Annotated in this window: 20 protein-coding genes; 8 read left to right on the top strand and 12 right to left on the bottom strand. The window is 59.4% G+C overall.

The features are described from left to right. The 5 genes from E4O98_RS23655 to gloB all read right to left on the bottom strand — a co-directional run bounded on the left by E4O98_RS23655 (position 1) and on the right by gloB (position 7,216). Positions 1–1,074, bottom strand: coding sequence for a microcin C ABC transporter permease YejB (locus tag E4O98_RS23655; protein ID WP_005788756.1), 1,074 nt, complete (start codon positions 1,072–1,074; stop codon positions 1–3). After that, positions 1,075–2,913, bottom strand: coding sequence for an extracellular solute-binding protein (locus tag E4O98_RS23650; RefSeq protein ID WP_248136391.1), 1,839 nt, complete (start codon positions 2,911–2,913; stop codon positions 1,075–1,077). Beyond that, positions 2,910–4,739: an extracellular solute-binding protein gene (locus E4O98_RS23645; protein ID WP_148853705.1), complete on the bottom strand. Its 1,830-nt coding sequence runs from the start codon at positions 4,737–4,739 to the stop codon at positions 2,910–2,912. The genes E4O98_RS23650 and E4O98_RS23645 overlap by 4 nt, the downstream gene beginning before the upstream one ends. Before the next feature lie 210 nt (positions 4,740–4,949). Further along, the gene (locus E4O98_RS23640) at positions 4,950–6,350 is read right to left on the bottom strand and encodes a transglycosylase SLT domain-containing protein (RefSeq protein ID WP_005788751.1); all 1,401 of its coding nucleotides are present in this window, start codon (positions 6,348–6,350) and stop codon (positions 4,950–4,952) included. A 98-nt stretch (positions 6,351–6,448) separates the two neighbouring features. Next, the gene (gene gloB / locus E4O98_RS23635; RefSeq protein WP_248136389.1) at positions 6,449–7,216 is read right to left on the bottom strand and encodes a hydroxyacylglutathione hydrolase; all 768 of its coding nucleotides are present in this window, start codon (positions 7,214–7,216) and stop codon (positions 6,449–6,451) included. Positions 7,217–7,281: 65 nt separating this feature from the next. Between gloB and E4O98_RS23630 the strand changes: the two genes are divergently transcribed. From E4O98_RS23630 to E4O98_RS23610, 5 genes are all read left to right on the top strand, one after another. Further along, positions 7,282–8,040 carry a methyltransferase domain-containing protein gene (locus E4O98_RS23630; RefSeq protein WP_248136386.1) on the top strand — a complete coding sequence of 253 codons (759 nt, stop codon included), beginning with the start codon at positions 7,282–7,284 and terminating at the stop codon, positions 8,038–8,040. An 85-nt stretch (positions 8,041–8,125) separates the two neighbouring features. Then, positions 8,126–8,578: a ribonuclease HI gene (rnhA, locus tag E4O98_RS23625; RefSeq protein WP_248136384.1), complete on the top strand. Its 453-nt coding sequence runs from the start codon at positions 8,126–8,128 to the stop codon at positions 8,576–8,578. Positions 8,579–8,662: 84 nt separating this feature from the next. Further along, on the top strand, positions 8,663–9,403 hold the full coding sequence (gene dnaQ / locus E4O98_RS23620; protein ID WP_164699548.1) for a DNA polymerase III subunit epsilon: 741 nt from the start codon (positions 8,663–8,665) through the stop codon (positions 9,401–9,403). 105 nt (positions 9,404–9,508) lie between these two features. After that, positions 9,509–11,764, top strand: coding sequence for an Orn/Lys/Arg decarboxylase N-terminal domain-containing protein (locus tag E4O98_RS23615; RefSeq protein ID WP_005788744.1), 2,256 nt, complete (start codon positions 9,509–9,511; stop codon positions 11,762–11,764). Between the two features lie 23 nt (positions 11,765–11,787). After that, complete coding sequence (locus E4O98_RS23610) at positions 11,788–12,357, top strand: GNAT family N-acetyltransferase (RefSeq protein ID WP_078821556.1); 570 nt, start codon at positions 11,788–11,790, stop codon at positions 12,355–12,357. A gap of 8 nt (positions 12,358–12,365) precedes the next feature. Here E4O98_RS23610 and E4O98_RS23605 read toward each other — a convergent pair whose 3' ends face one another. Then, positions 12,366–13,274, bottom strand: a complete 909-nt coding sequence (locus E4O98_RS23605; RefSeq protein ID WP_078821516.1) for a LysR substrate-binding domain-containing protein — start codon at positions 13,272–13,274, stop codon at positions 12,366–12,368. 183 nt (positions 13,275–13,457) lie between these two features. Here E4O98_RS23605 and E4O98_RS23600 point away from each other — a divergent pair, with 183 nt between their 5' ends. After that, positions 13,458–13,796: a hypothetical protein gene (locus tag E4O98_RS23600; protein ID WP_032880976.1), complete on the top strand. Its 339-nt coding sequence runs from the start codon at positions 13,458–13,460 to the stop codon at positions 13,794–13,796. Positions 13,797–13,858: 62 nt separating this feature from the next. On the opposite strand, the gene E4O98_RS23595 is transcribed toward E4O98_RS23600, so the two are convergent. Next, positions 13,859–14,095 carry a hypothetical protein gene (locus tag E4O98_RS23595; protein ID WP_032875971.1) on the bottom strand — a complete coding sequence of 79 codons (237 nt, stop codon included), beginning with the start codon at positions 14,093–14,095 and terminating at the stop codon, positions 13,859–13,861. A gap of 227 nt (positions 14,096–14,322) precedes the next feature. On the opposite strand from E4O98_RS23595, the gene E4O98_RS23590 reads away from it, so the two are divergent. Further along, positions 14,323–14,880: an NAD(P)H-dependent oxidoreductase gene (locus E4O98_RS23590; RefSeq protein ID WP_005788734.1), complete on the top strand. Its 558-nt coding sequence runs from the start codon at positions 14,323–14,325 to the stop codon at positions 14,878–14,880. A 51-nt stretch (positions 14,881–14,931) separates the two neighbouring features. Here E4O98_RS23590 and poxB read toward each other — a convergent pair whose 3' ends face one another. From poxB to E4O98_RS23575, 3 genes are all read right to left on the bottom strand, one after another. Then, a complete protein-coding gene (gene poxB, locus E4O98_RS23585; protein WP_248136382.1) occupies positions 14,932–16,656 on the bottom strand; it encodes a ubiquinone-dependent pyruvate dehydrogenase in 1,725 nt (574 codons plus the stop codon). Between the two features lie 318 nt (positions 16,657–16,974). After that, positions 16,975–17,469 carry a DUF934 domain-containing protein gene (locus E4O98_RS23580; RefSeq protein WP_005788729.1) on the bottom strand — a complete coding sequence of 165 codons (495 nt, stop codon included), beginning with the start codon at positions 17,467–17,469 and terminating at the stop codon, positions 16,975–16,977. Continuing rightward, positions 17,453–19,111 (bottom strand): nitrite/sulfite reductase, encoded by a 1,659-nt coding sequence (locus E4O98_RS23575; protein WP_248136380.1) that lies wholly within the window; start codon positions 19,109–19,111, stop codon positions 17,453–17,455. The genes E4O98_RS23580 and E4O98_RS23575 overlap by 17 nt, the downstream gene beginning before the upstream one ends. Before the next feature lie 424 nt (positions 19,112–19,535). Here E4O98_RS23575 and E4O98_RS23570 point away from each other — a divergent pair, with 424 nt between their 5' ends. Then, entirely contained in the window at positions 19,536–20,603 is a 1,068-nt protein-coding gene (locus E4O98_RS23570; RefSeq protein ID WP_032875962.1) for an ABC transporter substrate-binding protein, read from the top strand. On the opposite strand, the gene E4O98_RS23565 is transcribed toward E4O98_RS23570, so the two are convergent. After that, positions 20,600–20,818 (bottom strand): DUF2970 domain-containing protein, encoded by a 219-nt coding sequence (locus E4O98_RS23565; RefSeq protein ID WP_032875959.1) that lies wholly within the window; start codon positions 20,816–20,818, stop codon positions 20,600–20,602. The genes E4O98_RS23570 and E4O98_RS23565 overlap by 4 nt on opposite strands. A gap of 114 nt (positions 20,819–20,932) precedes the next feature. Further along, complete coding sequence (locus E4O98_RS23560; RefSeq protein ID WP_248136378.1) at positions 20,933–25,780, bottom strand: DUF6543 domain-containing protein; 4,848 nt, start codon at positions 25,778–25,780, stop codon at positions 20,933–20,935. Between the last annotated feature and the right edge of the window lie 141 nt (positions 25,781–25,921).

Below are 25,921 nucleotides of genomic sequence, written 5' to 3'. Positions count from 1 at the left end.
TCAATGCTCCCGGCTGGCGAAGTCGATACGCGGATCGACCAGGGTATAGGTGAGGTCACCGATCAGTTTCACGACCAGCCCCAGCAGGGTGAAGATAAACAGCGTGCCGAATACCACCGGATAGTCGCGGTTGATTGCCGCTTCAAAGCTCATCAGGCCCAGGCCGTCGAGGGAGAAGATCACCTCCACCAGCAGCGAGCCGGTAAAGAAGATGCCGATGAACGCCGAGGGGAAGCCGGCGATCACCAGCAGCATCGCATTACGGAACACGTGGCCGTAGAGCACGCGGTGGTTGGTCAGCCCTTTGGCCTTGGCAGTGACCACGTATTGCTTGTTGATCTCGTCGAGAAAGCTGTTCTTGGTCAGCAGGGTCATGGTCGCGAAGTTGCCGATCACCAGTGCGGTGACGGGCAAGGCCAAGTGCCAGAAGTAATCGAGGATCTTGCCGCCAACGCTCAACTCGTCGAAGTTGTTGGAGGTCAGCCCGCGCAAGGGGAACCAGTCGAAATAACTGCCGCCGGCAAACACCACGATCAGCAAGATCGCAAACAGGAACGCCGGAATCGCATAACCCACGATGATGGCCGAGCTGGTCCACACATCGAAGTGGCTGCCGTGTCGCGTGGCCTTGGCGATCCCCAGCGGAATCGACACCAGGTACATGATCAGGGTGCTCCATAACCCGAGAGAGATGGACACCGGCATCTTTTCCTTGATCAGGTCGATGACCTTGGCGTCACGAAAAAAACTGTCGCCAAAATCCAGCCGGGCGTAGTTCTTGACCATGATCCACAAGCGTTCCGGCGCCGACTTGTCGAAGCCGTACATCTTTTCGATTTCCTTGATCAGCGCCGGGTCCAGGCCCTGGGCGCCACGGTAGCTGGAGCCGGCCACCGCAACTTCGGCCCCGCCCCCGGCAATACGGCTGGTGGCGCCGTCGAAGCCTTCCAGCTTGGCGATCATCTGCTCCACCGGCCCGCCGGGGGCGGCCTGGATGATGACGAAATTGATCAGCAAAATCCCGAACAGCGTGGGAATGATCAGCAACAGGCGGCGAACAATATAGGCCAGCATTCAATCGCCTCCGCTCGCCGCATCGGCGTTTTGTGTGGTGTCCAGGGAGACCGCCGGTTTGACATCGGGTTTGGCCCACCAGGTGGCCGTGCCCACGTCGTAGCGTGGCGAGACCTTGGGATGACCCAAGTGGTCCCAGTACGCCACGCGGAAGGTCTTGATGTGCCAGTTGGGCACCACGTAGTAACCAAACTGGAGTACGCGGTCGAGCGCCCTGGCGTGGGCAATCAGGCTTTGGCGCGAGCCGGCATCGATCAGCTCTTCGACCAGTTGGTCAACGGCCGGATCCTTGAGGCCCATGTAGTTACGGCTGCCGGGTTTGTCGGCGCTGGACGACTTCCAGAATTCGCGCTGCTCGTTACCGGGCGAGGTGGACTGTGGGAAGCTGCCCACCAGCATGTCGAAATCCCGTGAGCGCAGGCGGTTGACGAACTGCGAGACATCCACTCGGCGAATCACCAGGTCGATGCCCAGGTCGGCCAGGTTGCGCTTGAACGGCAGCAGGATGCGTTCGAATTCGGTCTGGGCCAGCAGGAATTCAATAGTCACCGGTTTGCCGGTGCTGTCGACCATCTTGTCATCGACAATCTTCCAGCCGGCAGCTTGCAACAGCTGGTAAGCCTCGCGCTGCTGGGTGCGGATCATGCCGCTGCCATCGGTTTTGGAAGGTTCGAAGGCCTGAGTGAAGACTTCGGGCGGGATCTTGTCGCGCAAAGGCTCAAGGATCGCCAGTTCATCCGGGCCAGGTAAACCGGTGGCGGCCATTTCCGAGTTTTCGAAATAGCTGCGGGTTCGGGTGTACGCGCCGTTGAACAGCTGCTTGTTGCTCCATTCGAAATCCAGTAGCAGGCTGATCGCCTTGCGCACCCGCACATCCTGAAACATCGGCTTGCGCATATTGAACACAAAGCCCTGCATGCCGGTGGGGTTGCCGTTGGGGATTTCTTCCTTGATCAGTCGGCCCTGGGTCATCGCTGGAATGTTGTAGGCGTTGGCCCAGTTCTTTGCGCTGAACTCCAGCCAGTAATCGAATTGCCCGGCCTTCAAGGCTTCCAGGGACACGGTGCTGTCACGGTAGTAATCAGTGATGCGGGTGTCGAAATTGTAGAAGCCCTTGTTGACCGGCAGGTCCTTGGCCCAGTAGTCCTTGACCCGCTCGTAGCGAATCATGCGTCCGGGCTTGACCTCCGCCACCTGGTAAGGCCCGCTGCCCAGGGGCGCTTCCAGGTTGCCCTTGGAAAAGTCGCGGCTCGCCCACCAGTGCTTGGGCAGCACTGGCAACTGCCCGAGTATCAGCGGCAATTCGCGGTTGTTGGTGCGCTTGAACTTGAACAGCACACGCAACGGGTCTTCGGCCACGACTTCGTCGACATCGGCGTAGTAGTTGCGGTAAAGCGGGTTACCGTCCTTGATCAGGGTCTGGAAGGTAAACACCACGTCCTCGGCGCGCATCGGATGTCCATCGTGGAAGCGCGCTTCGGGGCGCAGGTAGAAACGCACCCAACTGTTGTCCGGGGCTTTTTCGATCTTGCCCGCCACCAGCCCGTATTCGGTAATGGGCTCGTCCAGGCTTTGCATGGCCAGGGTGTCGTAGATCAACGGCAGGTTATCCGCCGGCACGCCCTTGCTGATGTAGGGGTTGAGGCTGTCGAAGCCGCCCATGGCCGATTCGCGGAAGGTGCCGCCTTTGGGGGCGTCGGGGTTGACGTAGTCGAAATGCTTGAAGTCGGCGGGGTACTTGGGGGGCTCGTTGTAGAGGGTCAGCGCGTGTTGCGGGGCGGCTTGGGCCGAGGTGCACAGCAACAGGCTGGCGAGCAGGGTAGTACGCAAAGACATCATTGGGCTTTCTCCGAAGCTTTCAGCCACCACGCACTCAGGCCCAGGCTATAGGGCGGTGTGGTAACGAAGGCGAACCGGTTGCGGTACGCCAGGCGATGATAGTTGAGGTACCAGTTGGGAATGCTGTAGTGCTGCCACAGCAGCACGCGGTCCAGGGCGCGGCCGGCCGCCAGTTGTTCTTCTCGGGTCTGCGCCGCCAGCAGTTGATCCAACAGATGGTCGACCACCGGGTTGGCGATGCCGGCGTAGTTCTTGCTGCCTTTGATCGTGGCCTGGCTGGAGTGAAAGTACTGCCACTGCTCCAGACCCGGGCTTAGGGTCTGGTTGAGAGTCATCAGAATCATGTCGAAATCGAATTGATCGAGGCGCTGTTTGTACTGTGCCCGGTCGACGGTGCGCAACCGGGCGTCGATGCCGATGCGGGTCAGATTTTCGACATAAGGTTGCAGGATGCGCTCAAGGTTCGGGTTGACCAACAGGATCTCCAGGCGTAGCGGTTGCCCATCCTTGTTGAGCAGGCGTTGGCCCGACAGTTTCCAGCCGGCTTCGCCGAGCAGTGCCAGGGCGCGACGCAGCGTGTCGCGGGGGATACCGCGACCGTCGGTCTGCGGCAGGCTGAACGGCTGGGTAAACAGTGCGGCCGGCAGTTGGTCGCGATAGGGCGAGAGCATCAGCCACTCATGGCCCACGGGCAGGCCGGTGGCCGAGAATTCGCTGTTGGGGTAATAGCTCACCGAACGCTTGTAGGCGCTGCTGAACAGGGTGCGGTTGGTCCACTCGAAGTCGAACATCAACCCCAGGGCTTCGCGGACCTTGGCCTGGCTGAAGGCGGGCCGCCGGGTATTCATGAACAGGCCCTGGCTCTGGGTGGGGATCTGGTGGGCAATCTGCGCCTTGATCACATCGCCACGATTGACCGCCGGGAAGTTGTAGCCCGTGGCCCAGTTCTTGGCCTGATGCTCGATATAAATGTCGAATTCACCAGCCTTGAAGGCTTCAAAAGCCACGTCGCTGTCGCGATAGAACTCCACCTCGACCTTGTCGTAGTTGTAGAAGCCTCGGTTGACCGGCAGGTCCTTGCCCCAGTAATCCTTGACCCGCTCGAATACCAACTGTCGGCCCGGGGCGACCTTGGTGATGCGGTATGGCCCGCTGCCCAGCGGCGGCTCGAAGGTGGTGGCCTTGAAATCGCGGTTCTTCCAGTAGTGCAGGGGCAGCACCGGCAATTCGCCCAGGCGCAGGATCAGCAACGGGTTGCCCGCACGCTTGAATACAAAACGGATGCGGTGGCGGTTGAGAATATCGACCCGGGCCACTTCCTGCAGGCTCGTACGGTATTGCGGATGGCCTTCGGTCAACAGCGTGCGATAGGAAAACGCCACGTCTGCGGCGGTGATCGGCTTGCCGTCGTGAAAGCGCGCTTCGGGGCGCAGGTTGAACACCACCCAACTGCGGTCCTCGCTGTATTCCACCGACTGGGCAATCAGGCCATAGCTGGAAGTGGGCTCGTCGCCCGACGGCGCGTACTGGCCGGTGCCGACCATCAAGGGTTCGTTCAGCTCATTGACGCCGTATTGCAGGAAATTGCCGGTGGAAACCGGGCTGGTGCCCTTGAAGGTATAGGGGTTGAGCGTGTCGAACGTGCCAAAGGCCATAACCCGCAGCGTGCCGCCTTTGGGCGCTGCAGGGTTTACCCAATCGTAATGGGTGAATTTGGCCGGGTACTTGAGTGAGCCGAACTGCGCGTAACCGTGGCTCTCGGTAATCGTCGCGTTCGCAGCAAAGCTCAAGGCCAGACTTGTTAGTAGAAGGAGAGGACGCTTCAAGTCAGAGATCCGATCCAGGCGGCTTGGGCTTTATGATCGGTACAGTAACAGCTTGTTCCGGTTGGAAAAAGCCAGTTAGGGCGATGGCGATCCAATGTGGGAGGGGGCTTGCTCCCGATAGCGGCATGTCAGCCAATACATAGGCTGACTGACCCACTGCTATCGGGAGCAAGCCCCCTCCCACATTAGCCTCCGGTGTTCTTGAGGGCTTTATCTTGGCCCGGAAACCACCAGCATCTGCCCTGGCTTTAACGCCTGGCCGGTGCGCGGGTTCCAACGCTTGAGATGTTGCATCTCAACGTTGAAGCGCTTGGCGACCATGTACAACGAGTCGCCTTTCTTGACCTTGTACTGCACCGGTTTTTTCGCGACGGCCTTGCGGGTGTCCTGCATCACCAGGGTCTGGCCGACCTTGAGTGCCTGGCCGTTGAGCTTGTTCCAGCGTTGCAGGTCATGCACGTCGACCTTGTTGGCCTTGGCGATCAAGGTAAGGTTATCGCCACTGCGCACCTTGTAGCTGCGGGTACGCCCGGCCACCGACTTGGTCTCGACTTCGTCGAACACCGGCTTCTTGGGGCGCATGCTCAGCAATTCTTCCGGCTTCATCGTCGAAAGGGTGCTGGTGAGCAGCTGCGCCTTGGAGGTCGGCACCAGCAAATGCTGGGGGCCGTCCAGGGTGGTGCGTTGTTTCAGGGCCGGGTTGAGCTGGAACAGTTCGTCTTCGTCGATTTCGGCCAACGCGGCAACCCGTGACAGGTCCATGCTTTGCTTGACTTCAACCACTTCAAAATACGGCGTGTTGGCAATCGGGTTCAGGTTGACGCCGTAGGCCTCTGGCGCCAGAACCACCTGGGACAGGGCCAGGAACTTGGGCACATAGTCCTTGGTTTCCTGGGGCAGGGGCAGGTTCCAGTAATCGGTAGGCAGGCCGAGCTTTTCGTTGCGCTCGATCGCCCGGCTGACCGTACCTTCGCCGGCGTTATAAGCCGCCAATGCCAGCAGCCAGTCGCCGTTGAACATGTCATGCAGACGTGTCAGATAGTCCAGGGCGGCGGTGGTGGAGGCGGTAATGTCGCGGCGGCCGTCGTAGGCACGGGTCTGGCGCAGGTTGAAGTAGCGCCCGGTGGAGGGAATGAACTGCCACAAGCCGACCGCATCGCTGCGCGAATAAGCCATCGGGTTGTAGGCACTTTCAATCACTGGCAGCAGGGCCAGCTCCAGAGGCATGTTGCGTTCTTCAAGGCGTTCGACGATGTAATGAATGTAGAGGCTGCCGCGTTCACCGGCGTTCTCCAGAAAGGACGGGTTGCTGGCGAACCACAGACGCTGTTGCTCGATGCGTGGGTTGACGCCGACACCGTCCTGCAATTGAAAGCCCCGACGCATGCGTTCCCAGACATCCTGGGGTACTTCGGGGCTGGGCTTCTCTGATAGCCAAATAGGTTTTTGCTTGATCTTGGCAGCAAGATTGGGTTTGGGTTGCACGGTGGATTGTGCAGCGTAATTGGTCGATTGGCAGCCCGCCAGAGTTGCGGAAACGGCCACCGCCACGGCTTGAGCCAGGCGGGTCAATGCGTCTGAAGAAATGGATTTACGAATAGATGACGACATTGGCTGGAAGTAAGTTCCGGGCAAAAATGTCGGGCGATTCTAGAAAGCGCTTTGGTTCCGGTCAACCATTCAGAAATTACGTATCAGATTGCATCCTCTTAGAACTTATCTTTCCAAGCCCTCAAGCTAGCAAACACCTCGGCCCCAGAGCGGTTGTCGCGGCCATTCCGTTCGTCCGCTTTTTGTTTAACGGATGTTTCAGCGGTGCGCAAAAAGGGATTCGTGAGTTTTTCCAGCGCCAGGCTCGAAGGCAGCGTGATCTCGCCACGGGCGCGAAGTTGGGCAACATTTTCCACCCGTTCGGCGATATCAATGTTGTCCGGTTCAACGGCCTGGGCAAACTTGAGGTTGCTTTGTGTGTATTCATGGGCGCAGTACACAAGTGTATCGGCAGGCAGGGCAGCCAGGCGCTGCAGGGAGGCATGCATCTGCTCCGGCGTGCCCTCGAACAGGCGGCCGCAACCGGCAGCGAACAGCGTATCGCCACACAACAACACGCCCTGGTGGTAAAAGGCGATATGCCCCAGCGTGTGCCCCGGCACGGCGTACACGTCGAAGTCCCAGCCCAGCACGTTGATGCGGTCATTGTCGTGCAGGGCTACATCCCGCGCCGGAATCTTTTCATTGGCCGGGCCGTAGACCTTGGCGCCGGTAATATTTTTCAGTTGCTCGACACCGCCCACATGATCATGGTGATGGTGGGTGACCAGAATGTCGCTGAGGGTCCACTCGGTGTTCTGCTTGAGCCAGGCCAGCACCGGCGCGGCATCGCCGGGGTCGACCACGGCGCAGCGCAGGGTGGAAGGGTCTTGTAACAACCAGATGTAGTTGTCGGTGAAGGCGGGTAGGGCACTGATCTGTATCATTCTTCGATTCGCCAAGCTGAACACATTGGTGCATCTTAGAACGTCTAGGCGAGTTGGAGAATGCAATGACTGATAAAGCGTTCGCCCAGGCCGATCCTGAGTGGCTGGCCCTGATCAGCGCGGCCCGCGAATGGTTGTCCGGGCCGATTGGACAATTTCTGCTGGACGAAGAGCGGCGTATGCTCGACGACGAGCTGGGCCGGTTCTTTGGCGGCTATCTGGTGCATTACGGCCCCTCGGCCCAGACGCCGCCTTCGGCGCCCCAGGTGCAACGCAATGTTCGCCTGGGCGCGCCGCTGCCGGGGGTGGAAATCGTCTGTGAGGAACAGGCCTGGCCCTTGAGCGAGCACGCCGCTGATGTGGTGGTGCTGCAGCATGGCCTGGATTTCTGCCTGTCGCCCCATGGGTTGCTGCGCGAAGCCGCGAGCAGCGTGCGCCCAGGTGGCCATTTGCTGATTGTCGGTATCAACCCCTGGAGCAGCTGGGGCTTGCGCCGAGTATTCGCCCATGATGGCCTGCGTCAGGCGCGCTGCATCTCGCCATCGCGGGTGGGAGACTGGCTGAACCTGCTGGGCTTTGCGCTGGAGAAACGTCGCTTCGGGTGCTATCGTCCGCCGCTTGCGACAGCCAAGTGGCAGGGCCGCCTGGCGGGCTGGGAACGCCGTGCGGGTGCCTGGCAATTATCCGGCGGCGGCTTCTATCTACTGGTAGCGCGCAAGATCGTGGTCGGGTTGCGGCCGGTGCGTCAGGTTGCGCGCCAGCCCATTGGCAAGCTCGTGCCGATGCCGATGGCCAAGGTCAACCGCAAGCAAAGCGAACGCTGAACCCTTTTTTGATTTCAGGCCGGTTTGTCCGGCCTCGGGATACTGTCGGTCGATTACCGCCAGCCCGTTTTGATGGATACAACCGATGACCGATAGCGTAGAACTCTTCACCGATGGCGCCTGCAAGGGCAACCCCGGCCCCGGCGGTTGGGGCGCCTTGCTGGTGTGCAATGGCGTGGAGAAGGAACTGTGGGGCGGTGAAGCCAATACCACCAATAACCGCATGGAGCTGATGGGCGCTATTCGTGGCCTGGAAGAGCTCAAGCGGCGCTGCAACGTCTTGCTGGTGACTGACTCGCAATACGTGATGAAGGGCATCAACGAGTGGATGGTCAACTGGAAGAAGCGCGGTTGGAAGACGGCGGCCAAGGAGCCGGTCAAGAATGCTGACTTGTGGCAGTTGCTCGACGAGCAATGCAACCGTCACGACATCACCTGGAAATGGGTGCGTGGGCACATCGGCCACCCTGGCAACGAACGCGCCGACCAGTTGGCCAATCGTGGCGTGGATGAAGTGCGCGGCTACAAGCAGAGCTGAATCAGCTCACGTGTTAACATCGCGCCCTTTGATTCACCACATCACATTGCACACCACACCGTTGAGAGCTGAACCCTGATGGCCATCCGATCTGTTGTACTCGATACCGAAACCACCGGCATGCCGGTGACCGATGGTCACCGGATCATCGAAATCGGTTGCGTCGAACTGATGGGGCGCCGGCTGACCGGCCGCCACTTCCACGTTTACCTGCAACCGGACCGTGACAGTGACGAAGGCGCGATCGGCGTCCACGGTATCACCGACGAATTCCTCAAGGGCAAGCCACGCTTTGCCGAAGTCGCTGATGAGTTCTTCGAGTTCATCAACGGCGCCCAGTTGATCATCCATAACGCGGCGTTCGACATCGGCTTCATCAACAACGAATTTGCCCTGATGGGGCAGACGGACCGTGCGGACATTTCCCAGCACTGCACGATCCTCGATACCTTGATGATGGCCCGTGAGCGTCACCCGGGCCAACGCAACAGCCTGGATGCCTTGTGCAAGCGTTATGGTGTCGATAACTCCGGCCGTGAACTGCACGGCGCCTTGCTCGACTCCGAGATCCTGGCCGACGTTTACCTGACCATGACCGGCGGGCAAACCAGCCTGTCCCTGGCTGGTAATGCCTCTGATGGCAGCGGCTCGGCAGAAGGCTCCGGCAATCGCCCTTCGGAAATCCGCCGCCTGCCGGCCGATCGCAAGCCGACGCCAATCATCCGCGCCAGCGAGCAGGACCTGGCCGAGCACGTGGCGCGGCTGGAAGCGATTGCCAAGGCGGCGGGTGCGCCGGCGTTGTGGACTCAATTGACACAACAATAAGCACGGGGCAGTGCAGTTGATCTTGATGGGCTGCCAAATCTTCATTCGCCACATTCGCTTCCAGCTTCTACCCTGAGTGCAAAGCCCTCCGGAGTAAGAGCGCTCATGTACAAAGACCTCAAGTTCCCTATTCTTATCGTGCACCGTGACATCAAGGCCGACACCGTTGCCGGTGACCGGGTTCGAGGCATCGCCAGGGAGTTGGAACAAGAGGGCTTCAGTATATTTTCTGCGGTGGACTACGCCGAAGGGCGGTTGGTGGCTTCCACCCATCACGGTTTGGCGTGCATGTTGATCGCAGCAGAAGGGGCCGGGGAAAATACCCACCTGCTGCAAAACATGGTCGAGCTGATCCGCCTGGCGCGGGTGAGGGCACCCAACCTGCCGATCTTTGCCCTGGGTGAGCAAGTCACCCTGGAAAACGCGCCGGCCGATGCGATGAGCGAGCTTAACCAGCTACGCGGCATTCTTTATCTGTTCGAAGACACCGTGCCGTTCCTGGCGCGCCAGGTCGCCCGCTCTGCACGCACTTACCTGGACGGCCTGTTACCGCCGTTCTTCAAGGCCTTGGTGCAGCACACCGCCGATTCCAATTATTCCTGGCACACCCCTGGCCATGGCGGTGGCGTGGCGTATCGTAAAAGCCCGGTGGGGCAGGCGTTTCACCAGTTCTTCGGGGAGAACACCCTGCGCTCGGACTTGTCTGTTTCTGTCCCTGAACTGGGCTCGCTGCTCGATCATACCGGGCCCCTGGCCGAAGCCGAGGCCCGCGCCGCGCGCAACTTTGGCGCCGACCATACGTTCTTCGTCATCAATGGCACCTCCACCGCCAACAAGATCGTCTGGCATTCCATGGTCGGTCGCGACGACCTGGTGTTGGTGGACCGCAACTGCCACAAATCGGTGTTGCACTCGATCATCATGACCGGCGCTATCCCGCTGTACCTGTGCCCGGAGCGCAACGAACTGGGGATCATCGGCCCGATCCCCCTGAGCGAATTCAGCCCCGAGTCAATCCGCGCCAAGATCGACGCCAGCCCGTTGGCATATGGCCGGCCACCCAAGGTGAAGCTGGCGGTGGTGACCAATTCCACCTACGACGGCCTGTGCTACAACGCCGAACTGATCAAGCAGCAATTGGGTAATAGCGTAGAGGTGCTGCACTTCGATGAAGCCTGGTATGCCTATGCGGCATTTCACGAGTTTTTCGCCGGGCGCTATGGCATGGGCACCTCGCGCACACCGGACAGCCCGCTGGTATTTACCACCCACTCCACCCACAAACTGCTGGCCGCATTCAGCCAGGCATCGATGATTCATGTGCAGGATGGCGGAGCACGGCAGCTGGACCGTGACCGTTTCAACGAAGCCTTCATGATGCACATCTCGACTTCACCGCAATACAGCATCATCGCTTCGCTGGATGTCGCTTCGGCGATGATGGAAGGCCCCGCCGGGCGCTCGCTGTTGCAGGAAATGTTCGACGAGGCCCTGAGTTTCCGCCGCGCGCTGGCCAATCTGCGCCAGCATATTGCTGCCGAGGATTGGTGGTTTTCGATCTGGCAGCCACAGTCGGTGGCGGGTATCGACCGCGTTGCCACGGCGGACTGGCTATTGCATCCCCAGGATGATTGGCACGGCTTTGGCGATGTGGCTGAAGATTATGTCTTGCTGGACCCGATCAAAGTCACCCTGGTGATGCCTGGCCTCAATGCAGGTGGCGCCTTGAGCGATTGTGGGATTCCCGCCGCGGTGGTCAGCAAGTTTCTCTGGGAGCGCGGCCTGGTGGTGGAAAAAACCGGGCTTTATTCGTTCCTCGTGTTGTTTTCCATGGGGATCACCAAAGGCAAGTGGAGCACCTTGCTCACCGAGTTGCTGGAGTTCAAGCGCAGTTACGATGCCAACGTCAGCCTGGCCAGTTGTTTGCCCTCGGTGTACGCCCAGGGGCCGGTACGTTATCAGGGCTTGGGCCTGCGCGATCTTTGCGACCAGTTGCACAGCTGTTACCGTAGCAACGCCACCGCCAAGCATCTTAAACGCATGTACACGGTATTGCCGCAGATCGCGATGAAACCCGCCGATGCCTACGACCAACTGGTCAGAGGCGAAGTTGAAGCGGTATCCATCGATGCCTTGCCAGGACGCATCGCAGCCGTAATGCTGGTGCCTTATCCACCGGGCATTCCATTGATCATGCCCGGCGAGCGCTTTACTGAATCAACGCGGTCAATCATCGACTACCTGGCATTTGCCCGCACGTTCGATAGCAGTTTCCCCGGTTTTGTCGCCGATGTTCATGGGCTGCAACACGAAGATGACGGCAGTGGCCGTCGTTACACCGTCGATTGCATCAAGGGTTAAGAATGTTTATGCAGCAAGCTGTGATGAACCCGAAGTACCCAGGGCTCAGTGTGCGCGTCGCCGACGAAGGCTTCGACGCATACGTATGGGGCAATGACTTCAGCTTCGAGGTCAGCGCCTATGGCATACCGCAGATGGGCCAGCGCGTCGAGCAATGGCCGGTTGAGCGCGTCCTGCCGTATCGCAAATGCTATGGCATCGACCCGGAAGAGTTCGCCAGCTTTCGCGATGCCGCCGACAGTGCGATCTTCATGGCCTACCTGGATGACCGTGCGGTAGGGCACATTGTGGTCAGCACCAACTGGAACGGTTTTGCGCATGTTGATGAGTTGGCCGTGGTGTTGCCGGCGCGACGCCATGGCGTGGCCAAGGCGCTGCTGGATGTGGCGCAGTTCTGGGCGCGCAAGAAAAACCTACCGGGCATGATGCTGGAAACCCAGAACAATAATCTGGGTGCCTGCCGCCTGTATGAGCGCTGCGGGTACGTGATGGGCGGGATAGACCAACTGCGTTATCGCGGGATTGATCCACAAACACGCGAGGTGGCGATTTTCTGGTATCGGTTGTTCAAGACCGAGGTGGAAGCAGTCTGAACTCGCTTCTACAAGGGTTTGGTGTCGTTGCAAGCCAGGCTTTCGGCTTTCTGGGTGACTATTTCCAGCAGCGCATTCAAGGCTGGTGATGTCGCACCGTCCTTCAGGGTCAGTGCATAGAGGCTGACCAGTATGGGGGGCGACACCGGGCATACATCCAGCCCGGCCTCCCTTGCACCAAAGGCGGTAAAGGGGTCGACAATCGCCAAGCCTTCTCCGGCCTCGACCATGCTGCGCATCATCTGGTACGTCTGCACCCGCGTTTGCACCACCGGCAGCGGGCGCAGGGCTTGCAGCTTGGCATCCAGCAGGCGGCTGAGCGGGTCATGCCCCTCAAGTCCGATCAGCGACTGCCCGGCCAGGTCTTGCAGCGCAATGTACTTCTGCCTGGGTTTGAGCCAGCCATGGGGCGCGAGCAATTGCAGCTTGCCCTGGGCCAGCACCGTGCTTTGGATTTGCGCATGTTCCGGGTCATGCAGGCTCAGGCCCACATCCGCTTCGTGCAGCAGCAGGCTCCTGACGATCTCCCGGGTCGGCTGGCTCGACAGATTGCACGGCGTATCCTGGAAACGTCTGCGCAGCATGGCGATGCTTTGCGGCAACAGCTGGTTGGCCAGGGGCGGGGTGCAAAGGGCACGCAGGGTTGGAGCGTGATGGTGTTTCAAACGGCTGGCCAATCGCTGTACTGGCTCAAAGGCTTCGTACAGTTGGGCAATGTGCGTCTGCAACTCCAGCGTTTCCCGTGTTGCCTGGAGCCGACCGCGCACGCTGGCAAACAGCATGAACCCCAGCTGCAACTCGGCGTCCTTCAGGATTGCGTCTACTTCACCCACAGAGAGTTGCAACCATTCGGCGGCCGTGCCCAGGTGTCCGGTTTGCAAGATGGCCTGAATCACTTCGATATGACGTAAACGCATGGCCGGAGTCTATGTGCAGCGCGATGGGTATTCAATGGTGCAAGCCCTCAGGCGCAAAAAAGACTGCGCGGGTCGCCCCGGCCTATGGCGCTCGGCCATGACCTCATTAGAATGGTGCGTCTGATCAGCAACGACCAATGCCGGCTTGCCGGTACTTACAACAAAAAACAGGTCTGGTCTCAAATGCCTCTACCCTCGACGTTCTTCGGGGTGACGGCCAAGCAACTCGTGGTTCTTGTGACCGTGGGATGCGTGGCGGCTTACCTCTTCAACGACCCCACGGAACACCCATCCGAAGGCCTTGCACTTGAAACGTTCATCCGTTCCCAGGAAAAAGTGAACGAGCAGGTCGGCACCGTGTTGGCGGTTACCTTGATCAAGCAAGTGGAGGCGTACCCCGCGTCCAACCGGTCGGGCTACAAGCGCTCGATGTACGCGGTGGAGGGGGAGAGAGGGCAACTGGTGGTGACGCTCAAACAAAGTGAGCAGGGCATCGAAGTGACGCAGATCCGCAGTCCTTGATGGCCCCGGCCCAGTCAACGCCATCGATGGCCAGGACTGAGCGGGTGTACAAACGGGGACCCTTATGATGCCAGGGTAGTTTTCGATTCGCGGACGAGAATGGTCCCCGACTGGATCAGTTTGAATTCATCGCCTTCCAGTTTCTCTACACGGTCGCCAATGGCCAGCTTGTAGGTGGTGGTGGGCGTCGAGCCAGCCAGGTCGCCTTGCGCCGGGTTGGATTCCTGGAACTCATGCACCGAATATACGCGGCCTTCCGCGTCTCTGGCATGGAACTGTCCGACTAGTACTGCTGCCATCTGTTTAGAACCTCTGGAGATAAACGCTCGATTTGCGGTTCTGTAGACCGTCAGGGAGCGGGGTAGTTTACCTATAAGAAAAAAATACTATTCGCTGATATTTTCAGACACTTCCTACGCAGGTTACTGCAAGGAAAACGCCCCGGTAATCATCGAAACCCTCTGGTGAACACGCCGCTAAGCCTTTATAACTACAAGCTCCTTTATTCAGAAGTCGGGAAACCTCAATGAGCAAGGTCTACACGATTGCCGTCCTGGTGGGCAGCTTGAGAAAAGCGTCGATCAACCGCAAGGTCGCCCTGGCCTTGGCCGAGCTGGCGCCTGCCAATCTCAAGTTGAACATTGTTGAAATCGGCGACTTGCCGCTCTACAACGAGGACATCGACGGTGCAACACCGCCCGCAGCCTACAGTACTTTCCGCCAACAGGTGAGTTCATCCGACGCGGTGCTGTTCGTGACCCCGGAATACAACCGCTCCGTACCGGCAGCGTTGAAGAACGCTATCGACGTAGGTTCTCGTCCATATGGGCAAAGCGCCTGGAGCGGCAAGCCTGGTGCGATCATCAGTGTGTCGCCGGGTGCCATTGGTGGTTTCGGCGCCAATCATCACCTGCGCCAGTCACTGGTGTTCCTGGATGTGTGGTGCATGCAGCAGCCGGAAGCTTACCTGGGTGGGGCGGGCAGTGTGTTCGATGAGGCGGGCAAGGTGTCGGAAAAGACCAAACCATTCTTGCAAGCATTTATCGATGCCTACGGCAAATGGGTAGAAAAACAGAAGGCTTGATCGGGCAATGCGCTCAGGTGTGGGAGGAGCAAGCCCCTCCCACCTTTTCGTTTAACGCAGCCAGTTGGTCCGGGCCAGTTCAATCACCTCATCCCCGCGCCCACTCATCACCGCTTTGAGCATATACAAGCTGAACCCTTTGGCCTGTTCCAGCTTGATACTTGGCGGCATCACCAGTTCCTGAGTGGCGGTCACCACGTCTACCAGCACCGGGCCATCATGGGCCAATGCGCGGCGCAAAGCCGGCTCGAGGTCTTCGGATTGCTCCACGCGAATCCCCAGGATGCCCATGGCATTGGACATGGCCGCGAAGTCCGGGTTTTTCAGCTCGGTGCCAGTGTCCAGGTACCCGGCAGCCTTCATTTCCATGGCCACAAACCCCAGGGACGAGTTATTGAACACAATGAGTTTGACCGGCAGATTCAACTGCGCCAGTGAAATGAAATCCCCCATCAACATGGTAAACCCGCCATCGCCCGACATTGAAATCACCTGGCGCCCAGGGAATGCCGCCTGGGCGCCGATGGCCTGGGGCATGGCGTTGGCCATAGAGCCATGATTGAACGAGCCGATCAGCCGGCGTTTGCCATTCATCTTCAAATAACGCGCCGCCCACACCGTGGGTGAGCCGACGTCGGCGGTGAAGATCGCATCATCGTCGGCCAGCTCGCTGAGCAAGCGTGCGACGTACTGGGGGTGGATCGGTCGATTCGCCTTGGAGGGTTGCGCCAAGTCATCCAGCCCCTGACGGGCCTTCTCGTAGTGCTTCAACGAGGTCTCAAGAAAGCTGCGATCGGTCTTGCGGGTCAGGCGCGGCAGCAGGGCATCGATGGTCTCCCTGACATCGGCGGCGATGCCCAGATCCAGCGTGGCGCGTCGTCCCAGGGCTTGCGGGTCGCGATCAACCTGAATGATCTTGGCATCGGTGGGGTAGAACTGGCGGTAGGGGAAGTCGGTGCCGAGCATGATCAAAGTGTCGCAGTCGAGCATGGCGTGGTAACCGGAACTGAAACCGATCAGGCCGGTCATGCCCACGTCAAACGGGTTATCCCACTCCACATGTTCCTTGCCGCGCAACGCGTGCACCACCGGCGCGCCGAGCGCATCGGCCAGCGCTACGACTTGGTCGTGGGCACCGGCACAGCCGCTGCCGCACAGCAGGGTGACCTTTTCACTGCCCTGAAGGATCTCGCTGAGGCGTTGCAGGTCCTGCTCAGCCGGTAAGGTGCGCGGTGCGTGCAGAGCTGGCCAGGGCTTGAGTTTATCTTCCACTTCAAGCAACGACACATCCCCCGGAATCACCACCACCGCTACGCCGCGGTTGAGGATTGCCGAGCGCATGGCACGGTGCAGTACCTGGGGCATCTGCTCGGGGTTGCTCACCAGCTCGATGAAATGGCTGCACTCCTTGAACAGTTCCTGGGGATGGGTTTCCTGGAAATAGTTGAGGCCGATCTCCGACGACGGAATTTGCGCAGCAATCGCCAGCACCGGCACATGGTTGCGATGGCAGTCGAACAAACCATTGATCAAATGCAGGTTGCCCGGCCCGCAACTGCCGGCACACGCCGTCAACTCCCCCGTGGCGGCGGCTTCGGCACCGGCGGCAAAGGCGGCGACTTCTTCGTGGCGCACATGCATCCACTCAATACTGTCCATGCTGCGCAGTGCGTCGGTCAGGCCATTGAGACTGTCACCGGTCAGGCCCCAGATGCGCTTGATACCCGCCTGTTCAAGGGTGGTCGCCAGTTGCTGGGCCAGGTTGATTTTCGCCATAAGGAACTCCAGTCGTCAGTGAGGTTAAAAACTGCTGATCAGTAGAGGACAGTTCGATTACAGCGAATGCTCACCCTATAGTGTGAAGATTGCTTCATGGCCACGCGGTATTGGCGGGGGCGCCGGGGGATGAACCACTGGTCACGTACCAGCGCAATGCACGGGGCGACGTTGGCCTTGGTCTGCCCACCTAAATTTGCAGAGCCAAGCAGGACCAAATGTGGGAGGGGGCTTGCTCCCGATAGCGGTGGATCAGGCAACGAATCTGTTGACTGGTACTCCGTCATCGGGGGCAAGCCCCCTCCCACATTTTGATACTCAGCGTCGACGGAACAGCGGAAGCGGCTCGTCCGTCGCAGCCTGATAGGTCACCGAAAAGTCCTTGAGGCTTTCCAGCGCTTCGTACGGGTCTTTGTCGGCGCGCAAGGCGAAGGCATCGAACCCGCAGCGGTGCAGGTAGAACAACTGGTCACGCAGCACATCGCCAATCGCCCGCAGTTCGCCCTTGTAGCCATAACGGTCACGTAGCAGGCGGGCGTTCGAGTAGTTGCGGCCATCGGTGAACGCCGGGAAGTTCAGGGCGATGACCTGGAAGTGTTCCACGTCGTCACCGATTTCCTCGGCTTCTTCATCGGCGTCCAGCCACACGCCCAGGCCGCCATCGCGGGCCTTGAGGGCGTGGCCGTGTTCGCGCCACAGGGCCAGCGGCACGATCAGGTCGTCGCAGTTGGAGATGCCGTCGAAGCTCGCGTCCTTGGGCAGCAGGTGCCAGGTTTCGTCGACGACTTCGTTGTTCTTAATGATTCGCTGCATAGACGCGCTCCTTGAACAGGTCGATGCCGATGCGCTGGTAGGTGTCGATGAAACGTTCATCTTCGGTGCGCTGTTCGATGTAGACGTCGATCAGCTTGCCGATCACCTCGGGCATGGCTTCCTGGGCGAAGGATGGGCCAAGGATCTTGCCCAGGCTCGCATCGCGGCTGGCGCTGCCACCCAGGGACACTTGGTAGAATTCTTCGCCTTTCTTGTCCACGCCCAGGATGCCGATGTGGCCGACGTGGTGGTGACCACAGGCGTTCATGCAACCGGAGATGTTCAGGTCCAGCTCGCCGATGTCGAACAGGTAGTCCAGGTCGTCGAAACGGCGCTGGATGGATTCGGCAATCGGGATCGACTTGGCGTTGGCCAGGGAGCAGAAGTCGCCGCCCGGGCAGCAGATGATGTCGGTCAACAGGCCAATGTTCGGCGTGGCAAAACCGCCTTCGCGCAACTCGCCCCACAGGCTGAACAGCTGGCTTTGCTCGACGTCCGCAAGAATGATGTTCTGCTCGTGGGAGGTACGCAGTTGGCCAAAGCTGTAGCGCTCGGCCAGGTCGGCAACGGCGTCCAGCTGCTTGTCGGTGATATCGCCTGGGGCAACGCCGGTGGGCTTGAGCGACAGGGTCACCGCCACATAGCCTGGCTTCTTGTGCGCCAGGGTGTTGCGCGTGCGCCAGCGGGCGAAACCTGGGTGTTGCTGGTCAAGGGCGGCCAGTTCGGCGTTCTGGTTGCTCAGGGCTTTATATTCAGGATCGACAAAATGCTTGGCGACGCGGTGCACTTCGGCTTCGGTCAGGGTGGTCTGGCCGCCGCGCAGGTGTTCCATTTCGGCGTCGACTTTCTGGGCAAACACCTCAGGGGTCAGCGCTTTGACCAGGATCTTGATCCGGGCTTTGTACTTGTTGTCGCGACGGCCGTAGCGGTTGTAGACCCGCAGGATGGCGTCGAGGTAACTCAGCAGGTCCTGCCACGGCAGGAACTCGTTGATGAACGCGCCGACCACCGGGGTACGGCCCAATCCACCACCCACCAGCACGCGGAAACCCAGCTCACCGGCAGCGTTGTACACCGGCTCCAGGCCGATATCGTGCACTTCGATGGCGGCGCGGTCCGAGGTCGAGCCATTGATGGCGATCTTGAACTTGCGCGGCAGGTAGGCGAACTCAGGGTGGAAGGTAGTCCACTGGCGCACTATCTCGCACCACGGCCGTGGGTCGATCAACTCGTCGGCAGCCACGCCGGCAAACTGATCGGTGGTCACGTTGCGCAGGCAGTTACCGCTGGTCTGAATGGCGTGCATTTGCACAGTGGCCAGTTCAGCCAGGATGTCCGGCACGTCTTCCAGGGCCGGCCAGTTGAACTGCACATTCTGGCGGGTACTGATGTGGGCATAGCCTTTGTCGAAGTCGCGGGCAATCCTGGCCATCATTCGCGTCTGGCGCGAAGTCAGCTGGCCATAGGGCACGGCGACCCGCAGCATCGGCGCAAAGCGCTGAACATAAAGGCCATTTTGCAGGCGCAGAGGGCGGAACTCTTCTTCGCTCAGTTCACCTGCTAAGTAGCGTCGGGTCTGATCACGGAACTGCTTGACGCGGTCCTCGATGATGCGCTGATCGTATTCGTCGTATACGTACATATAGGTCCTGTTCTCGGCAAATCTGCGCGCACGGCCGCGCACTCCCAACGGAGCCGGCGCACGATACCAGTTTGCGTATATGCGCAAAAGTGATGTTTGGGTATATGTAAATAACCAAACTGACTAATGAGAACTGTTATCGCCATACCCACATTTGTCATAGGGGCAACTCTGGTCTTTACTGTGGTCGAGTCTTAGTGCCGTCACCTATAAAACTGACAAGAGGCGATGCAATGAGCAATTCCACCAAAGCCCGTAAACCTGACAGTACCGTGGATGCTTGGGCCATTCTGTTCCTGATCATCTTGGTGGTCGGGACGGCCGTGTTCTGGGTCAGCCACCAGTAAAAGAGCGTTGACTGAGCCTCGATTTGCTGTCGCATTGCCACTATTATGGCGATCAATATTCCAGGCTCGAAACAACCATGTTGAAGGTTCTGATTACGTGTATGTGGTTAGCAGGATCGACGTACGGGGCGATGGCCCGGGCGGCGTCGGTGGTTTTTCTTAACCCAGGCTCGTCCACGGAAACCTTTTGGGTCAGTTATGCGCAATTCATGCAGGCCGCCGCCAAGGACCTCGGCCTGGATTTGCGCGTGCGCTATTCCGAGCGGAATGCCGATAACACCCTGGCACAAGCCCGTGAGACGCTGCAAGGCAGTCAGCGGCCCGACTATCTGGTGCTGGTCAATGAGCAATATGTAGCCCCGCCGATCTTGCGCATGGCCCGGGGCAGTGGGGTCAAGCTACTGATTGTGAATAACGCACTGACCGGCGATCAGGTGCAATTGCTGGATGCCCATAAAGACGCTGAGTGGATCGGCAGCCTGGTGGCCGACGATGAGCAGGCCGGTTACCTGATGCTCATCGACCTGCTAGGCAACCATGCCCCGCTCGCGCCAGGGGCATCCCTTGAGCTGTTGGCGTTTTCCGGAGCCAAGAACACCCCGGCTGCGCAGTTGCGTGAAAAAGGTTTGCGCCGTGCGTTGGCCGAGCACCCCCAAGTGCGTCTGCGGCAGCTTGTCTACGGTGAGTGGAACCGCCAGCGTGCCTTTGAGCAGGCCACACTGTTATTCAAACGCTACCCGCAGGCCGCATTGGTGTGGTCGGCCAATGATGAAATGGCACTGGGTGCCATGCAGGCCCTGCAAGACAGCGGGCGGGTGCCGGGTAAAGACGTGTTGTTCAGTGCGCTCAATAGCTCGCCAGAAATCCTCAGGGCACGCTTGGATGGGCGCCTGAGTACCTTGGTGGCAGGGCACTTCACTTTGGGCGGATGGGCGATGGTGTTGATCAATGACCATGCCAAGGGTATCGATATCGGCGCGACCGGCACGCGCGACCGTCAACAAGCATTGTTCCAACTGATCGATGCCGACCAGGCGCGACAGTTGCAGGCGTCGACGCCGTCGGTGGATTTTCGCGCACTGTCGGCCGTAGGCAAGCCGGCATCCTACCGGTACCCGTTCAGCCTGCAATTACTGCTGCGTTAAACCCCGGCCAAGTGCAGCACAAGCTTGACGATGCCGAACAACGTCAAGGCAAATACCGCCGTGAAAAGCAGGCCCAGGATCACAAAGTGGCTGGGCTTGCCGTGGGTAAAGTCACGGGTGCGGTTCTTGCCGCTCTGAACACCAAAGGCCGCTGCCAGGACGCTGTGGAGCATTTGCCAGAAGGTTGGCGGCTTGTTGTTGGCTGGATCGTTCATAAAACCCTCGTGCGCAAGGCTGTCTTACAGAGCATAGACAATTGGGCAGCACGCGGCTGGCTTGTATCAGCCCTCTGAACCCTGCTTCTTGATCGTTCCCACGAGTGGAAACGATCAAGAACGACCGTACACCTCCAGGTGCAGGAACAGCTTCTGATCAAGCGGCGCATCGATCCGTGCGTCATCCAGATAGATCACGACGCGGTTATTGGCCTTGTCCCGCTCCATCAGTTCTTTGCGCGTAAACAGGCGTTCTGCTGGGGTCTTCAGGTGGCCGTAATTAGGCGGTGAGACGGGAGAGTCGACGGAGGTGTAATGGAAGTGCGCGTACCACAGGTTAGCTTCCTCCCACTTTATTCCTGGTTTGATTTTACGTTTGTCACGTATGACATATTCGGTGAGAAAGTCACCGGCCTTCAGTGGAATACGTTTTTTTTTCTTCACCAGGTTGATATCAACAAAACCATGTGTGTGTAAATAATCGACCTTGTAGGCTTTGGGGCGCTGTAACAGATACCCTTCGGCGCACACCTTGTGAGCCTGTTTAGAGGCAGCTTTTGCCGCGTCATCGTAGCGCTTGCGCAGGGCAGCGGCTTCTTCGCCAGTCGCGCTCTCAAGCTCCTTGGCCAATGCTGAAAATTTTGCCGCATGTTGACTCAGCATCTCCTCCCAATCCCTGGGGTTGACTGTCTCGCGTTGACTGGGCTCCTGGAGTTTGCGCTGTTGGAAGCTAATACGTTCATTGATACTGGTTCGCTCGTTTTCGATGGTTTGTGCATCCGCTTTGATTCTTTTCAATGAGCGAACCACAGGCGCGGGCGTTTTTGCCGGCACACTCTCGGGCTTGACGATTTTCCAAACGCCTTCGCTGGGATGTTCGTGGTAAGAGGCGATGATTGCGCCGGTGAGTGGGTCGGCAATGTCGACATAATTGCCCGGTTCATTGGGCTGGTGCGTACGCATGTCGCCCACCAGACTCTTCTTGTCTGCGGTTTTGATCACCCGCCGGGTGGTGGATTTTTGTCGTTTGGTTTTGTCGAGAGCCGGCCTGGGGGCAATCTTTTCTTCAACGAGGATCAAGTTGGCCAGTTGCGCCTCAAGGCTTGAACGTGCCTCACCCAGGTGTTCCAGGTACGACACGCGATAAGCCTCCCGCACGAAACCGGAGTTCATTTCGTACAACGACTTAACGGCATTCTCCAGTTGCTCATAGCGCTCAAGGGCACCCTTGAGGACATTGATTTGCTCCACCGTCGAGTAGCCTGAGGTGGTGCGCATTTCTGTATGTGCGAGCACAATGCTGACGATTTGGGGGTCGTGGAGTACACGGATGAACGGAAACTCCATCACCCCCATTGGGCGATGGGTTCGATTGAACACCAAATCAGTGAACACTAGCAGTGCATGCTGTTTGATCGCCACTGAGGAGATGTTTTGATCGGAAGGGTCTCCTTCCAACAGTAATGGGCGCAGTGTAGGGTCGGCTTGCTTGAGGAAGGTCTCGATCTGTTCTGCCGGCTCGATCATTTGATTGAGGGCCGCTATTTGGCGCTTTTTGGTGTTGATGTACTCATCGTAGGCATGGGTGATGTTTTCCGGTAATTCTCGATTGGCGCGCTCACCGAGCTCGTCGGAGTTTTCGCCGTTGTCGCTTACCAGAGTGTCGGCCATTTTTTGCGCCAGACACGCAAAGACCGAACTCCAGTAGCTATAGATGATTCTTGTGGCCTTATCTCGTGTTTGCCTGCGTGTGGAATCTGTGCGGTCGGCTTGCATCAGTTCATCGGCCTTGGCTTCGATTCGCTGCATCACAGGGATCAATGTCCGGCCGTTTTGTTGGTAGTTGTCGAGTGCTGTTTCCCACTGGGCCCTGGCATGTGCTGTATCGACTCGCCTGGCCGCGTGGCGCCTAGCGACCTGGGCGTGAAGCTGCGGGATGCTGGCTGAGGTGCCGAGGAGTAGCCAGTCCTTTCTCAGAAGTGTCGCCTGGTCGGCCAGATTGGCGCGGGTCGTATTCAAGATGGACTCCAACACAGCGGTAGAGATCACTTCTGAATTCATCTCTATCAAGAGCGCGTCAAATTCTTGTTTTAACGTGCGAATACGCTGGTCACGCTTTGACTTCCACCCACTCAAGCTGTCCCTGGGCATGCCACCCTCCAGCCTGGCACGCCGGTCCAGCCGCCAATGCCCTTGGCCATCGCTGACCAGCTTGAAGCCGGGATGCTGGGGATGGTCCGGATGCACCAGATAGACCTCGTTGAAACCCGGCACCACGTTCGCCTGAAACAACAACCCGCCAATGCTGGCGTGCCACTTGCCGTCAATCCAGTACAGCCCTTTGAGAACACCGTGTGTTAGAGGGGAGGGTAGCGGAGTGGGCCACGGAACTTGCACATCGAGCAGCGCCTTGAGCAACTTCGCGCCGGCTTGAGGGCTGGCAATCGAGTGACCGAAGTCCAGGGCCGTGTGGCCGGTCGCCGGTGGTTCACCGGGCAGCGATACTGGGCCATGGCGCACTAAGGGCGCTTCTTGCGCAGCGGGCAGTCCCGCCGAGCGGTGCCACGTTTCCAGGTGCAGGGCATGCTCCTGCGCGGAGGGCTCCGACAACGGCTGTCGAGACCGATCGGAACGGGCAGTGGCGTGCAGCAGCACCATGGCGGTGTTGAGCAAAAGATCGATCAGGGCCAGCTCACGGGTGGTGGGATCGTTGCTGTCCAGGCCGGCCAGATCCTGCTCCAGGCTGCTGACCAGCACCATGAACCAACCAGCCAGCATGGCCGGGCCCTGTACCAGCGGTAACAGCAGGGTATTGAACAGCAACCACGCGCCTTCCATCACGACGGCCCAGCGGCTTTCGTGGTTGGACACCGACTCGCGGTCCGCCAGGTCGACCAAGGCCCGTGCCGTGCTGCCGAACAGATGATTGAGCAGTTGACCGTTGACTTGCGATTGCAGCCATTCGCCCGCGCCTTCATCGACGGCGAGCGTCGCAGGTGCTGGCTTTTCAGGGATGCTGAATTCATCCCCGGGCAGGAAACGAATGATGTGCGGTTCCTTGATGCCGCCATGGTCATAGATGGGGCGGGCCGTGTCGCTCAGCCACGCCAGCACCGTGTCTTGCAACGCACCGGGCGCGGCCAGTGCGTCGAGCAAGGCCTGGCGGGTCGGGTATTCATGCAGGGCCTCGGCATACAGCGGCTGGTACAGCAGGTGCGGGCCGACACTCGTATCACGCGGCTCGATAATGAACGCGTTGTTGACTTCATCCGGTGCGGCCCCGGGCTTGCGGCACAGGGCCAATGGGCGCAGGACAATCTCCTGTTCGTCGACGATTCGGTCCGAGGGCATTTCACCCATCAACGCTTTGACGTAGCGATAACCGGTGACGGTGACGCCATGCTGCCCGCGAATCTTGTATTCCAGTGCCTGCATTGGCAGCTTGACCTTGAGTTCGCGGGTAAACAGGGTTTCCCGGCGGCGTGCGTCAACCGTGTCGGACAACAAGGTGTCTTTGATTGTTTGTGGATAGGTGGCGCCGATATCGACACGCTGGATCAGCCCGGTACTGCCCAGCAGGTAGTCTTCGTCCAGCCAGGTCGGCAGCGCCTGGGAGCCTTTGGCTGAGAGCGTCAGTGTGCCTTTAGGTTTGCCGGCCAGGTTCTTCAGCGCCAACTCCGTCAGCGACATGCGCACATGCTCGATAATACCGGCGCCGCCTGGATAACCGGCGGCCACGGCAAAGTCCAGCACCACTTCGTCAGGGTCGCAGTCGCCATGATCGGCTTGCATCTGCTTGCGCAGCGCGGCGCGGCTGAAACCGTAGATGTTTTCAATGCCCTCGTTGAACGAGCGGCCCTGGTTGCGTTGCAGCACCTGCGCCATGTCCTGTACGTGGCGATGGTAGGCAAAACGGTCGGTGGCGCTGGCCTGGGCGAGCCATGGCGGCAGTTGCTCATTGACCTTTTGCAAGGTCGGCTCAGCGGCTGTCGGCACCTGGGTAAACAGCAGCGCCGGATCGGTGAGTTTTCCCAGGCGTCGTTCAAGCGTTCTTTCGTCCTGGCCCTGAAATTTCAACGTCGCCAGATCTTCCAGTTGCTGATTGAGGATCAGGCCGGCCTGTTGCTCGAACACATTGCCGTCCGGTTCGTTGCGCCGCCACGTAAGGCTGTCGAACTGGAAGCGCGCCTGCATCCTGGCTCCCCAGGCAACACCGAAGTCATCGAGGCCGTCAAACGCCTGGATATCCCCGGCCACGCTGTACAGCAGCACCTGCTTGTCGCGCACCAGCAGCAGGTCGGGGGTTAGCAGGCTGACCTGTTCGCCGGCATGGGTGAATGTGTTCTCAATCAAATAAACATAGGTGGCGGGTGAGGATTGGGGCAGGCGCTCGGCTTGCACCGGCCAGGTAGCGACGACCCTGAGCATGTCCCGCTGGGTCGGGTTCAAGCTCGATTGGCTGGCGGCTATTGCCGTCATCCGGCCGTTGAGAAATTCGCCCAGCCACTGCCAGCGGCTGCTGCCATGGCTGTCGGTTTCGCTCCAGTAGTCGGCCAGCGCAGCCTGGAAATACAGGTGAATCGATTCGGGCAGTTCATCAATGATGCTTGCGATTGCCTGCATGTCGATCTGCGGCGCGGCATCAGGCTTGAGGATCGTGGGAATCTGTTGCGTCAGGTAGTACGCCATTCCGTGTTTGGGCCGTAGGTCGAGCAACTGTGGGTTGAGCACATGGGCGATGGCAACTTCCATCAACGACCGGTAGGTGTACACCCCATCGGGGTGCGGGATGGCCAGCTTGACGGTAGCCAAGTCCAGCTTGAGCGATGGATAGCGCTCCAGGATACGGTCGCGCAGGGCATTGAACACCACGGAATACAAGGCCGGGCGCGTAGCGAAATGCGCATGGATGGCCTGGGCGGGCAGTTGGCTCAGGGTCGTGGGGGTGCTCGGGGTGGGCATGATGAAATCCTTTTACCTGTTTGAGAGAAGCGACAGGAAATCGAATGTGGTGACCCCGCAGGCGGTACAGGAATACCACTGCCGGCGCCCCGCCCCGAACGCGCACGACGTCATATATGCACCGCCTGGCCTAGCGGGCGC

This window comes from Pseudomonas sp. W2Jun17 (assembly GCF_023127795.1).
Lineage (GTDB): Bacteria > Pseudomonadota > Gammaproteobacteria > Pseudomonadales > Pseudomonadaceae > Aquipseudomonas > Aquipseudomonas synxantha_A.
Note: the sequence above shows the minus strand (reverse complement) of the source record. Positions and strands in the feature narration are given on the sequence as shown.